The following is a 12,133-nucleotide window of genomic DNA, read 5'->3' as shown; positions in this document are numbered from 1 at the left end:
TTCGGTGGTGACGGATGGTGGGCTATGCCAACAAGATTCGGTGGCGGAGTAGCGCGAAGCTAGCTCGCCCATACATTTGTCGCTTGATCAGTTTGGTTTTGGTGTTCACGCCTTCGATCGGGCCGCTGCTGTAGGGAAGGGTGAGACCAGCGACGGCGGCGTCGTGATCTTGGTCCAGACCGGTCAGATAGGGATCGAGTTCGGGCAGTCCGGCCTCGCGGACCTGCTTTATCCAGCAGTCGAGTTCGCTGCCGCGGCGATTTGCCATGATGTCGGCGAAGTCGTGCACGATCCCTGCGAGAGCGGTCATCTCGGAGCAGGCGGCGAGGAGTTCTTCGAGATGGGCGCGACGCTCATCGGGCAGCTCCGCCGGGCGGGTCATGATCCAGCTGGTTAGCCGCTTCGGTGAGGGCCCGATCCGGTCGCTGAGATGGCGGCCCTGGTTGATGTATTTGTAGAGCAGGTTCAGGCTGCCGGTATATCCGAGGGCTTTCAATTCCTCGAATAGGTGCAGGACAGGGGCGCCGGGATCGGCGCTGCGGCGGACCCGTAGGTGATCACGGTAGGGGTCGACCAGGCAGGCGCGATATTGGGGTGGTCGGCGCATCTGGTCCGGCTCCGGTACTCGGGCGTAACGCTTGACCGTGTTGAGTGCCAGGCCCAGACGGCGAGCGCAATCCAGTAGCCCGACGCCCTGATCGAGCAAGTTGTGGATGGCGTGCCAGCGCTCCAGGGTTGTTTGTTCGCGCGTGAGCTGCTGCCGCTTGGGGCCATGCTTTGCCCAGCAGGCGCTGTGGGCGACAACGGCTTTCTCGACCACGCGCCCCAACCCGTTCCACAGATGCCAGCGGTCGGAGGCCTGCACCGCTGCGGGCAGCGCCCGGCGGGCGCCCTCGGCGTAGGCGGTGGAGCCGTCACGCACGATGATCTCGACGCCGGGATGGTCATGGAGCCATGCCCGCAACGAGTCGGACTTGCGGTCAGGCAGCACGTCGATGCGTTCGTGGGTGGCGGCGTCGATCAACACGCTGGCATAGCTTTGCCCGCGGCGCAGCGCGAAATCGTCCACGCCCAGTACTTTCGGGACGGGTCGATCCGGCAGTGGGATCCTCAGCAGCGCCCGGATCGCGGTGTGACGAGACAGCCGGAATGCCATCGCAGAAAGTAGCCGGATACTGGCCCGTCCGGCCAGCTCACGCACCACCGACCGCACCTGGTCAGTCAGGCGCGTGGTGCGGCGCTGATAGCGATCGAGAACACCGGGTACCTGCTCCCGAAATGTCTTGCGGCAGTGGGGTGTCGAGCAAACAAGGCGCCGAACTCGGATCCACAACACCACTGACCGGCCGTCGAGCGGAATGTCGGCTGCGGTCCGATGGTGGTAGGCGTGCAGCTGCACAGATTCTGCTCCGCATCCAGGGCAAACGGCGGGTATATCGGGCGTCCGCGCCCGCAATAGGATTCGCTTGCCCTCATCGACCACATCCTCGACCACCAATGGCCACAACCCCGAAAAGACCACGGCGGCAGACACATTCACCTCACCCACTGGCACATCGTGCCGTCACCTGCGCGTGGTCACCACCGAAAGTGCGACAGAGCCGAAAGTGCGACAGAGCCGTTTACTGGACAGACCCGCCGCCGTCGAGCGGCTCGCCCGTGCAGCCGTCGCACCCATTCTCACCGGGACCATCGATCGTCCGGCGCCAATCACGCACGGCCCGATCGATGATGCTTGACCGATCATAAATTGCACCGGGTCGGCGTGTAACGCTCGATCTCCGCCTCGAAGCAACCTGCGCGGCCGACGATGGGCCGCGTCGTAGTTGACGCTGGCGGCGAGCAGCGCACGGGATTATGCACTGACTGAATATTGATCTGCGCCAGTGAAGGAAAAGGCGAAAGCGGCCGGTGGGACCAGGCAGCTTGCTCCACGGCCCCACCGGCCGTTTCGTATGGGGAGCGCCGGGGTGTCAGCTGGATGGGGCCGTGTGCGCCTTTACCTGTGGATCCGGGCCGTGATCGGCGTGGTTCAGCCGCCACGTCAAGTATGGCAATGGCCGTCGCCAAAACCGGAGCGCGGTTCGAGCCGATCGCGGCAAAGTACGCCCAGGAGTGGCCGGCCTGGGGGCATCGCAAGATCGCGGCCTTGATGCGCGCCGACGGTCACGAGGTGTCGACCTCAACAGTAGAGCGGGCGTTACGGCCGGGTTGCTATTTCCGCGTGGTTATCGGGCCGATCACAAATCATGGGCGATGTTGCGGCGCGATGTGTTCCACGATCCAACGAAGGACCGCCCGGTTTTCCCAGTTGAGGGCGATGATCCGGTCAGATGTCCTTGTCGAAGTACGGGAACTGCCGGATGTGCTGGTAGTAACCGGTGGAGCCGGGGACATCGGAGTGCAACACACCGTCGGTGACATCCCAGCCCTGGACTCGGGGGAAGATGGCGGACTGGGTCGACTCGGTCGTCCAGCTCCGGGTCCAGCCGTCACAGCTGCCGGTGATCTTGTGCCAGGTGTGGTAGGTGAGTTCGGGAGCCCAGTCTTCGAGCTTCACATCGGGCATACATGCCTCGGTGTGGCCGTCGAGGTCGGTGTGTGACATCACGCCCCGGTATTGACCACACAGTTCCGGGTAGATGTGTACGACGTCTTCGGAACCGTCCGGATTGAAGGTGATGGCGTAGTCGTAGCCGACGTGGGTAGGCGGCGCGCCGGGCGCGCCGATCGGGTTGCCGTCGTAGCCGGGGCTGATAGCCCAGTCACCGTATTCAGTTTCTTCCTCGCCCATCCAGTCGTTGACCGGCATGGGCGCGCTGGTGAGGTTTTCGCCGGGCTTCGGTGTGATCGGAACGTAAGGTCCGGCCTGCAGGCTCAGGTTGGGCATGGTGATCGTTCCGTTGACTTTCGCGGTGCCCAGCGACTGCTTCCAGTGAACCTTCTGCCCGTCCCAGTCGGCCGGGTCCATGGCGGCTCCGACCGGTATTCCACCACAGGTCCGCGCCGACATAGCCGCGGACGTCGACCACCGTGTGGTAGGAGTTCTCGTCCGGCACCCAGGACACCGACGCAATCGGCGAGATGATCGACGCCGGTGACGTCTTGGTCTGCCAGGTTGTCGGGATATTCATCGCGAAGATCGAGTTGTCCGGGCGGACGCCGATCACGAGCAGGGCGGGCAGCGGATTCAGAACCGCTGGTGTGGTGTTGAACGAGAACGTCAGTTTCGCGGCGCTGTGCGGGTCGACCACTCCGAAGAACGGCTCGTTGTTGGGTGTGTTCGCGCCAGACCCGATGTCTCCGTAGGTGGGCGTGCTCAGCGGTGTCGGCCCGGGGCAGGGGCTGCCCGGTGACCCCGTCGGAGTTGGCCGACGCTGCGGGGGCGTTGGCCACCAGCGCGGCAAACGCGACCGACGCCGCGAGCACGGGCGGCGCCGCCCGCAGCGGCCGGTACAACCATCGCAGCAGCGGCCTTGCCCCTTTCGTCGCATGCGGGAGCGGACTCCGCAAGCCTGTCTGTTTCGTCATTGGGTCCTCCCATATGCGACCTGATCAGAAAGTCAGATCGCAGGACTGCTGGCGCGATTCGTGGATGATCCTCAACAGGAACGGTTCCAATCGACCATTCGAAGCTCTTGCCACCCGGCCTTTCGCCGTTTTGTATTACGAAGCGGATACGACAGGCGGGCAGCCGCTGAACTCGAGCCGGACCGTACCTCCACTCGATACAGCCACCAGGCAGTCCAATCCTGACCCACTGCAACCGTCTGCACTGTCAACCGTTCGATGGACACCGGATTTCAGTCGTCCGGGCGTCGCGCATCAACGGGCCGGCGACGCAATATCGAACCACGAGTAATGCGATCTGCGATGCGGCGGCCGCCGAGATCAATGCAAATCCAGAGCCGATCGCTTTTGGCTTGGATCTTGTACCCCGCCGGTGATCGAAACGAAGGAGACAGCCCTTATGACCGCAACGGTCGCGTCGACGCGTGAGTCCGAGAATCCATACCTGAGCGGCAACTTCGCCCCGGTCCAGCGAGAGATCACCGCAACAGAACTCGAGGTCACCGGGAAGATTCCCGAGCACCTCGACGGCCGGTATTTGCGTATTGGGCCGAATCCGATGAGCGATCCTGATCCGCGTGGATTCCACTGGTTCCTGGGCGAAGGTATGGCCCACGGGCTTCGCCTGCGTGACGGCACTGCGCAGTGGTATCGCAACCGCTGGGTGCGGTCTGCCGCCGTCGCCCGCGCGCTGGGAGAACGATGGCCGGGCGGCCCCTATCAGGGAGGATTCGACCTCGCCGCCAACACGAACATCATCGGCCACGCTGGCCGCACGCTTGCTCTCGTCGAGGCTGGCTCACGCCCCTACGAGCTGACCGACGAGTTGGAAACAATCGGCGGCTGGGACTTCTGCGGGACGTTGTTCGGCGGCTACAGCGGTCATCCGAAGCGAGATCCTGCGACCGGAGAGTTGCATGCTGTGTCGTATAACCCTCTGCGCGGCAACATCGTCCAATACACGGTGGCCGGTATCGACGGGAAAGTCCGCCGCACCGTGGACATCCGGTTGAAGGCGCAGACGATGATGCACGACTTTTCGCTCACCGAAAACTATGTCGTGCTCTATGACCTGCCTGTCGCGCTGGACTTCGGGGTATCACTGCGCAACGCGCCGGCCAGGGCCGCGGCACGGATGGTGAGCAGGTTCGCCGCCCGCCACGCCGCGCCGGACTTCCTGCTGCGCGCGGCCCTACGTGCATCAGCGTGGGACGCAAGTCCGGACCTCGGTTTGCCGTACCGATGGGCACCGGAACGCAGGGCGCGGGTGGGCGTACTACCCAGGGAGGGCACCGCCGCCGACATCCGCTGGTTCGAGGTGCAGCCCTGCTATGTGTTCCATCCGCTCAACGCCTACGACGACGGCCGCCGCATCGTACTCGACGTCGTGCGTCACGCGTCGGTGTTCAACAGCGGCTCCGTTATCACACCGCCCGGGTCGCAGAGTCTGGATCGGTGGACCGCCGACCTGGCGACCGGGCGCGTCCACGAGCAGCGGCTCGACGACACCGCGCAGGAGTTTCCGCGTGTCGATGAACGGCTCGTGGGGCGACGACATCGGTTCGGCTACGCCGTTGGCCTCGCGCTCGGAGCCCAGGGGACACAGGTTTCCGACGCCATCCTCAAGCACGATGCTGTCACCGGATCCACGCGAGTCGTCAGGTTCGGTGAGGGTCGCGAGCCTGGCGAATTTGTCTTCGTCCCGTCGGCCCCGGACGCCGCCGAGGATGACGGTGTGGCAATGGGGTTTGTCTACGATCGCACAACCGACCGCAGCGATTTGGTGTTGCTCGACGCACAGACGCTCGAAACAGTCGCTATGGTCCATCTCCCAGCACGGGTGCCGCACGGCTTCCACGGCAATTGGGTACCGTCGGAGGGATAGGATCGGCAAATGATCGGCGCGCGGCGGGCCGGGGAACACCTCCCGACCGAAGGGCAGGAGGCTCGGTTGCCCCCGCTGTGGGACGTCTACGTCGCCGGAGGCTGCTTCGCGGGCATGGCGGCAACAGTCCTGCTTCATGGCAACTTCGCAGGCAACATGCCGTTGGCAATCGCGGCGCTGGCGGGCATCGCTCTGTGGGCCTTGACGCTGGTTCGCCGCGTCCTTCGTGTGCAGGAGTCCAGCTGGCAGCATGTTGTATTCATCGCTGTGCCGATTGGTTTGTTTTTCCTCGCGCTGTCGGCTTCGCCGCCCGCCATTGCGGCGATACCGGCTGTCTATCCGCTGATCTTCGCGCCACTACCATTACCGACCGCTCTCATTGTGACCACCGCGGTCAACGTCACGCCGTTGAGCATTGCGCTGGTGGTCCACGGCCCACAGTGGTCCAACCTGCCTCTGCTGGTGACTGTGACGTTGATCGGCATGATCGTCGCGCCGGTGATCGGCACCATGATCATGACGTCGATCGAACAACGCGAGCGGCTGGCCACCGTGATTGCCGAGTTGGAGACCAGCCGCGCCGCGACTGCCCGCCTATCACGAGAAGCCGGCGCCATCGCCGAGCGCGAACGGCTCTCTTGGGAAATCCACGACACGCTAGCCCAGGGGTTCACCAGCATCGTGACGCTGGCACAAGCGGTGGAGGCGGAGCTGGACAACGACCCCGCCACCGCTCGCAACCATGTGAACATGATCCGCGCCACCGCGCGGGAGAACCTGGCCGAGGCGCGGGTAATGGTAGCGGGGCTGACCCCCGCCGCTCTCGGCGAGGGTTCGCTCACAGCGGCAATCCGGCGCCAGTGCCAGCAACTTTCGGCCGAGACGGGTATCGCGATAACAATGTGCGCCGACCCGAACCTTACCCCCACAGCCATGGCCACCAGCGTGGTGCTGCTGCGCGTCACTCAGGGCGTCCTCTCCAATGTACGCAAACACTCGAAAGCCGACGCCATCCGAGTCGAGTTGTCGCCGACCACGCAAGGGTTGCGGTTGTCGTTGTCGGACAACGGTGTAGGACTTCCTCATGATCACACCGACGGGTTCGGAATGACGGGAATGAAGGCGCGAGTAGCCCAGGTGGGGGGGAATTTATCGGTGTCTGCAACACCGGGCGGCGGGGTGACCGTGAACGTCGAGGTCCCGACATGACTGCTCACCCTCCTGGCACCACGACCGTCCTGCTGGTCGATGATCACCCGGTCGTCCGCGAAGGCCTCCGCAGCATGATCAACGCCGAACCCGATCTGACTGTCGTCGGCGAGGCCGTTTCGGGTACCGAGGCGGTAACTATGGCCGAATCCCTCTCACCGCACGTCGTTCTCATGGATCTGCGAATGCCAGATATGGACGGAGCGACGGCGACCGAACGCATCCTCGCCGCAACCCCCGATATCCGTATCGTCGTTGTAACCACTTACGAGTCGGACACCGACATTTTGCGTGCCGTCGAGGCCGGTGCCGCAGGCTATCTCCTGAAGGATGCATCCCGAGCGGAGCTGGCAGAGGCGGTGCGCGACGCAGCTCGCGGCAAGACCGTGCTCGCGCCATCGGTGGCCGACCGCCTAGTTCGGTTCGTGCGTCGGCCTGCGTCGGCAGCGCTATCGGCCCGCGAGATTGAAGTCCTCGCCCAGGTGGCCAAGGGCAAGACGAACGTCGATATCGGGCGCGAACTCTATATCAGTGAGGCCACCGTGAAAACCCACCTGCTGCGGGCATTTTCGAAGCTTGGCGTGTCTGACCGCACGGCGGCGGTAACCACAGCGATGGCCCAGGGGCTGCTCCCGTGACCCAGCGAGCGGCCACAAGGATCTACGCACGATTTCGGTCCGGACAGCCGCACACTCGCCACTGCCGGGAAAGATGAACAGATATCAACGATTGGCGCCGAAACTGTGTCGGTGGGTCGCGCGCCGCTTGCCAGTTTGTAGTTCTGCCGGGCTATCCACACAGCACGCGATTAAGCCAACTCCGCCGATAGTTTGCCGGAATGCAGTTGGTAGTCGATGTCGTCCTGACCCAACCAGATCGACATTGCGACCGGGCGAATGCCCAGTTCCACATAGGTTTGTCCCTCCGTGTTTCGAGACGCAGCCGCTTGAAGCCCTGTCAATGGCGACGACCCTGGCGGCCGCCGCCGCAGTTGACTGGCGGCCCCGAGTCCGGCGAGGATCAGCAGGCCGCATTGTGGCGAGGGATATTGTCGTCGCCGACCGGGGATCAGACCTTCGACGCGTGGCCTGCGAACCTCGCCGCACTGGAGCCGGGACAGATCATCGATGCCCGGGACGTGATGGCGACGACAGCTCAGCATATGGCGGCACCGATCGAGCGGGCGGTGCTGTTGAAGTTTCGCTCCACCTCGGCGACGGGCACGCCCTCCTTCGGCACCGCCACATTGATCATCCCGGCGGCGTCGTGGAACGGTCCGGGGCCCCGTCCGGTGGAGGTGGACGCGATGCCGATCAACGCACTCGGGTTGCACTGCACGCCGGGCTACCAGTTGTCGCACGGCCTACTCGATCGAACCAATACCGATCTCGTCTGGTTTCTGCCGGCGATCTGGTCGGCCCTGAGCAAAGGGCACGCGGTTCTGCTGCCCGACCATGAGGGCCCGCTGATGGCGTACGGCGAGACGAATGTGGCCGGGCACATGATGCTCGATTCCATTCGCGCCGTGCGTAATGCCCTGCCGGAGTTCGGTAACAGTCGTTATGTGGTCGACGGCTACTCGGGCGGAGCGATCGCCGCGTACGCCACTGCGATGTTGCAGAGTGAGTACGCGCCGGAGCTGTCGGACGTTCTGATGGGCGTGGCCTCGGGCGGACTGGCGGCCGACTACCGTGATGACGACGAAACCCGCATCGACTACCACACTCGGCTCACCGTGATCGCCACCCCGACCATGAAAGCTGTTGCGCAGAAAGGGCGCCGGCTCACCTTGCTGAACCGGCACGCGGTCAGCGCGCGGCGCGGGCTGATCCTGTCCGGCGCCGCCGGGACCGGCAAGACCACCGCGGTCACCCAGTTCGGCAAGATGCACGAGGCCGCCGACCGGGCGCGGCACCCGCACCGATCCGACCGCATCCCGGTCGTCTACGTCACCGTCCCGCCCGCGGCGACACCCCGGATGCTGGCCGCGGAGTTCGCCCGCTTCCTCGGCCTTCCCGTCACGCAGCGGGCGAACCTCACCGATATCATCGAGGCGGTCTGCGGAGTCTGCTGCGACACCGGCACCAGCGTCGTGATCTGCGATGAGCTGCACAACATTTCACTGACCACCCGTGCTGGGGCTGATGTTTCGGACACGTTGAAATACTTCGCCGAGCGCATCCCGGCCACGTTTCTGTTCTCCGGAATCAACGTCGAACGCGAAGGATTGTTCTCCGGCACCCGCGGCGAGTAGATCGCCGGACGCCACACCCTGCTACGCACCACCGGCTTCCCCTTCACCGACGACTGGCGCGCCGTCGTCGCCTGTCTCGAAGACACTCTGCGCCTGCACGACCACCGGCCCGGCACCCTGGTCGGGCTGGACCGCTACCTGCATCAGCGCACCGCTGGAATGATCGGCAGCCTGTCGGCACTGATCCGCGAGGCCGCTCTCGACTCCATCCTCACCGGCACCGAGAAGATCACCAAAACCAGCCTCGACACCATCGACCTCGACCACGCCGCCCACATCAAATCCCAGTGACCACAACCCATCCCGAACAACCGAACCAGACCGTCAGCGGCACCCTGACGCCGTTGCCGGTCCGGCTGCGCCCGCACCCGGGTGAGACCGCGGAAGCGTTCGTCGTCCGCCTTGCCGTCGCCAACCACCTGCCACCGAGTTACCTGCGGCGCTTGATCACCCCGGGCAGGCAGGGAATGGGCCCTATCGACCCTGCCAAGCTCGCTGCCGTCTGCGGCCGCACCACCGAGGTCGTGCTGCGCATCTTCGGCGAACTCGCCGCCCGCTACCGCCCCAAACGCAGCGGCACCGCCGCCGAACAACGCGAACGAGTCCGACGCAACGCCGAGGCCAAGCGCCGCCGTTACGCTGTGATTCGTTGTGACTACAACGCCGGGCTGTCACGTCGCGCGATCGAACGCAAGCACAATGTCGGATGGCGAACCGTCGCGGCGGCTCTGGCCTCACCTGTCCCACCGGCCCGCAAGAAATACCCCGACCGCGGACGGCCTGGCCTCGGCAGCCTCGCCACCCATATCGACGCATTCCTGGCCGAGGACCCCACCGCCAGTGTCCGCGAGATCTGGGAGCACCTTCTGGACCACCATCACACCGCGGTCGCCTACGGCACCGTCAACGCCTACGTCGTCGAACTCCGCGGCCCCACCCGCCCTCCCGCGCCCGATACCCTCGATCCCATGATCGTCTGGCTGAACGGAACCTTCGGAGCCGGAAAAACCACCACCGCAGCAGAATTGACCATCCTGCTACCCGGGTCGCGGGTCTTCGACACCGAGGAAGTCGGGGTCATGCTCCGCCACGTCCTGGCCTCCGAACCCGTCCGGGACTTCCAGGACTGGCAGCCCTGGCGCGGACTGGTCGTGGCCGCCGCGACACAGCTCCTCGACTACCTCGGCGGTGTTCTCATCATTCCCCAGTCCGTCCTGGTCCACCAATACTGGCAGGAGATCCGCACCGGACTGACCACCGCCGGGATCCCGATCTGCCACGTCGTGCTCCACGCCGACCGCGACGAACTCACCCGGCGCATCCAAACCGACCCCACCAAGGGGCCCTCACAATGGCGTTTCGATCACCTCGACGACTACGACGCAGCCCGCTCCTGGCACAGCAAGGAAGCACACGTCATCGACACCACCAGGTTGCGGCCATACCAAGTCGCGAAACTCGTTGCCGCGCACGCTGATCAATTCCGACCAGCCACCAAGAATCGGCATCCGGCGGACTGAAGACACCACAGCATCGCAGGGACATGGGCAAGTTCGACATGTCAGGATGGGCCGCATGACTCCGGTTCCAGAAGGCCGTGCACTTCCCGCTGATCCGGCCCGGGCAAGCGGCTACGACAGCATCGCCGAGGGCTACACCGCCGAAAACGAGACCAGCCTGTTGAACGCGTACTACGAACAGCCCGCGATGCTGGAACTCGCCGGGGACGTGACCGGCCGACAAATCCTCGACGCCGGCTGCGGCTCCGGTCCCCTGTTCGCCGCGCTGCGCGAGCGAGGCGCCATCATGACCGGCATCGACGCGAGCGCCGGGATGCTGGAGCAGGCCCGACGGCGCCTCGGCGCAGACGCGGACCTGCAAGTCGCCGACCTGGCCGACCCGCTGCCGTTTCCCGACGGCGCCTTCGACGACATCGTCGCGTCCCTGGTGCTGCACTACCTGAAAAACTGGGGACCGACACTGGCCGAGCTGCGCCGCGTGCTGACCCCCGGCGGCCGACTCCTCGTCTCGGTCGAGCACCCCTTCGCCCTCGAGCTCATGCGCCGCTCGGCCGGGGACACGACCAACTATTTCCAGACCCACAACCGGACCGAAGAATGGACCATGGGCGGACAGACCACCCAACTGACCTTCTGGGACCGGCCGCTGCACGCGATGACCGACGCGTTCACAGCGGCCGGCTTCCGCATCGACGTCATCAGCGAACCATCGGCCGTCCCCGCCGCCCGCGACATATTCCCGGAGGTCTTCCGAGGGAGAACCGGCACGAGCTTCCTGGGCTTCCTGTTCTTCGTCCTGCGCACCGACTGACCGCTGCAGCCTCGCACTGTCAACCGTCCAGCAATCAAGACCCGACGGGCTTGCTGGATCCGCGGACGATAGCCCTATGCCGAACTGCCAACACCTGGACCACTATTGATCAAAAGACGATCTGCGTCAGCAAGATGAGAATTCCTCGGGCACAGACCTTCTAAGCTATCCGACCCACCCCAGCTCCGCCCCATCGACTGCGTCAACATCGATGAGAACGAACACTGGCAGACCAGGAACACCCCGACAGCAGATCGACCGGAGCGAGCACGACTGGGTGCATGCCTGGACCGCCAGGCAGACGTTCCACCTGGCCTGTGGTCCAGGCAATTTGACCGAGGCGCCCACACTGTTTCCTGCCTGGGCATCGACGCGGGCCTGAAGGCGCGAAGGCATCCGTACCAATGAGTGCGGACGCTATGCTTGCTGCCGTGGCGTCAAGCGATCACTGACATTTCACCAATCATTGAAGAGCTCGTGATCCCACGCGAATCCGATCATCGGCAGAAGAGTACGGTCGGCGTACGTGCCCAGGCAGCTCGACACACCCGGCGGGGCGCGGTGCCGATGCTCGTGTCGCGCAGGAAATCCCACCCACACCGAACGCTCGATCCCTCCGTACTGGCGGGTGGTGGCGGCGTCCAGGCAGCCCGCCAGCCCGCCAGAATTCATCCGGATTTCATGGCTGAAATCCGCTGCTGATCCGCTGGAATCCGTTCGGAAACCCCGCTGGAATCCATCAGTAAAGTCATGCGGACATGGACCAACAAGTAGCCAGCGCCGACATCGCTGTCCGTTGCCAGTTGACCTGACGTATTGCCATCGTTCTGGCGCAAATGCGGGGATTCTGCCACTAATCTGACGATCTGGTCTCAGGCGACGCA

General features: G+C 64.6%; 12 protein-coding genes. 8 read left to right on the top strand and 4 right to left on the bottom strand.

Translation table 11 applies throughout. The features are described from left to right. Window positions 1-22: 22 nt before the first annotated feature. Window positions 23-1,555, bottom strand: coding sequence for an ISL3 family transposase (locus tag ACHQ4I_RS08505; RefSeq protein ID WP_420771150.1), 1,533 nt, complete (start codon window positions 1,553-1,555; stop codon window positions 23-25). Window positions 1,556-2,329: 774 nt separating this feature from the next. Beyond that, window positions 2,330-2,971 carry a hypothetical protein gene (locus ACHQ4I_RS08500; protein WP_420771149.1) on the bottom strand — a complete coding sequence of 214 codons (642 nt, stop codon included), beginning with the start codon at window positions 2,969-2,971 and terminating at the stop codon, window positions 2,330-2,332. A 113-nt stretch (window positions 2,972-3,084) separates the two neighbouring features. Between ACHQ4I_RS08500 and ACHQ4I_RS08495 the strand changes: the two genes are divergently transcribed. The 5 genes from ACHQ4I_RS08495 to ACHQ4I_RS08475 all read left to right on the top strand — a co-directional run bounded on the left by ACHQ4I_RS08495 (window position 3,085) and on the right by ACHQ4I_RS08475 (window position 8,918). After that, complete coding sequence (locus tag ACHQ4I_RS08495) at window positions 3,085-3,309, top strand: hypothetical protein (RefSeq protein ID WP_420771148.1); 225 nt, start codon at window positions 3,085-3,087, stop codon at window positions 3,307-3,309. 661 nt (window positions 3,310-3,970) lie between these two features. After that, window positions 3,971-5,455 (top strand): carotenoid oxygenase family protein, encoded by a 1,485-nt coding sequence (locus ACHQ4I_RS08490; protein WP_420771147.1) that lies wholly within the window; start codon window positions 3,971-3,973, stop codon window positions 5,453-5,455. A gap of 9 nt (window positions 5,456-5,464) precedes the next feature. Then, a complete protein-coding gene (locus ACHQ4I_RS08485; protein WP_420771146.1) occupies window positions 5,465-6,664 on the top strand; it encodes a sensor histidine kinase in 1,200 nt (399 codons plus the stop codon). Next, complete coding sequence (locus ACHQ4I_RS08480; RefSeq protein WP_420771145.1) at window positions 6,661-7,302, top strand: response regulator; 642 nt, start codon at window positions 6,661-6,663, stop codon at window positions 7,300-7,302. The genes ACHQ4I_RS08485 and ACHQ4I_RS08480 overlap by 4 nt, the downstream gene beginning before the upstream one ends. A gap of 410 nt (window positions 7,303-7,712) precedes the next feature. Continuing rightward, complete coding sequence (locus ACHQ4I_RS08475) at window positions 7,713-8,918, top strand: lipase family protein (RefSeq protein WP_420771144.1); 1,206 nt, start codon at window positions 7,713-7,715, stop codon at window positions 8,916-8,918. A gap of 21 nt (window positions 8,919-8,939) precedes the next feature. On the opposite strand, the gene ACHQ4I_RS08470 is transcribed toward ACHQ4I_RS08475, so the two are convergent. Further along, a complete protein-coding gene (locus ACHQ4I_RS08470; protein ID WP_420771143.1) occupies window positions 8,940-9,062 on the bottom strand; it encodes a hypothetical protein in 123 nt (40 codons plus the stop codon). Window positions 9,063-9,077: 15 nt separating this feature from the next. Here ACHQ4I_RS08470 and ACHQ4I_RS08465 point away from each other — a divergent pair, with 15 nt between their 5' ends. Genes ACHQ4I_RS08465 through ACHQ4I_RS08455 form a run of 3 tightly spaced genes read left to right on the top strand, consistent with a single transcriptional unit; the run spans window position 9,078 to window position 11,249 of the window. Then, complete coding sequence (locus ACHQ4I_RS08465; RefSeq protein WP_420771142.1) at window positions 9,078-9,209, top strand: hypothetical protein; 132 nt, start codon at window positions 9,078-9,080, stop codon at window positions 9,207-9,209. After that, window positions 9,206-10,438, top strand: a complete 1,233-nt coding sequence (locus ACHQ4I_RS08460; RefSeq protein ID WP_420771141.1) for a hypothetical protein — start codon at window positions 9,206-9,208, stop codon at window positions 10,436-10,438. The genes ACHQ4I_RS08465 and ACHQ4I_RS08460 overlap by 4 nt, the downstream gene beginning before the upstream one ends. Next, entirely contained in the window at window positions 10,380-11,249 is an 870-nt protein-coding gene (locus tag ACHQ4I_RS08455; RefSeq protein WP_420771140.1) for a class I SAM-dependent methyltransferase, read from the top strand. Before ACHQ4I_RS08460 ends, ACHQ4I_RS08455 begins: the two co-directional genes overlap by 59 nt. A gap of 668 nt (window positions 11,250-11,917) precedes the next feature. Here ACHQ4I_RS08455 and ACHQ4I_RS08450 read toward each other — a convergent pair. Further along, the gene (locus tag ACHQ4I_RS08450; protein WP_420771139.1) at window positions 11,918-12,103 is read right to left on the bottom strand and encodes a hypothetical protein; all 186 of its coding nucleotides are present in this window, start codon (window positions 12,101-12,103) and stop codon (window positions 11,918-11,920) included. Between the last annotated feature and the right edge of the window lie 30 nt (window positions 12,104-12,133).

Origin of the sequence: Nocardia nepalensis, assembly GCF_048910785.1 — a bacterium.
In the GTDB taxonomy this organism is placed as follows: domain Bacteria; phylum Actinomycetota; class Actinomycetes; order Mycobacteriales; family Mycobacteriaceae; genus Nocardia; species Nocardia nepalensis.
This window is presented reverse-complemented; position numbering and strand designations above follow the sequence as displayed.